Below are 554 nucleotides of genomic sequence, written 5' to 3'. Positions count from 1 at the left end.
ATACCCCGCCACGTCATAGCCGGCACCGCCGATGAACTGATCCGCTCCCGCGCCACCGTACAGCGTGTCGTTACCCGAACCGCCGGTAATGACGTTGTCGAGGTCGTTGCCATAACCGGTGTATGCGCCCGTGCCAATGAAGGTCAGGCGCTCGATATTGGCGGCCAGGACGGTGCTGTTGGGATTGACCACCGACACACGGACTTCATCATTGCCGCCACCGGCCTGTTCGATGATGGTTGGGGTCTGCCCCATGTTGATGTTGTAGATGTCGTCGCCAGCGCCGCCTTCCAGCCGTACCCCTGTGGCGATGGTGTACGGACCCGCGGTAAGAACGTCGTTGAAGGCCGAGCCGATGACGGTTTCGATACTCGTTAAAATGGTGCCTTCGGCATCTCCGCCTGTTCCCGCGGTTCCCGTCCCGAGACGGACATTAACGTTTACCCCGGCAGTCGAGCCCGAGTAGTCGACGGTATCGATTCCGACACCGCCATCGAAATCCATACCGCTACCATCACCAATGAACGTGTCGTTGAAATTCGAGCCTCTGACCG

At 59.6% G+C, this 554-nt stretch carries 1 protein-coding gene; it reads right to left on the bottom strand.

Translation table 11 applies throughout. The features are described from left to right. Window positions 1–554, bottom strand: a 554-nt coding sequence (locus EGM97_RS26110) for a calcium-binding protein (protein WP_477788902.1), incomplete at both ends; no start/stop codon positions are given.

The sequence above is a fragment of the Pseudomonas sp. AF32 genome (assembly GCF_022342325.2).
GTDB classification, from domain to species: domain Bacteria; phylum Pseudomonadota; class Gammaproteobacteria; order Pseudomonadales; family Pseudomonadaceae; genus Aquipseudomonas; species Aquipseudomonas uvaldensis.
The sequence above is the reverse complement of the archived record's forward strand: the minus strand, read 5'-3'. Positions and strand labels throughout refer to the sequence as shown.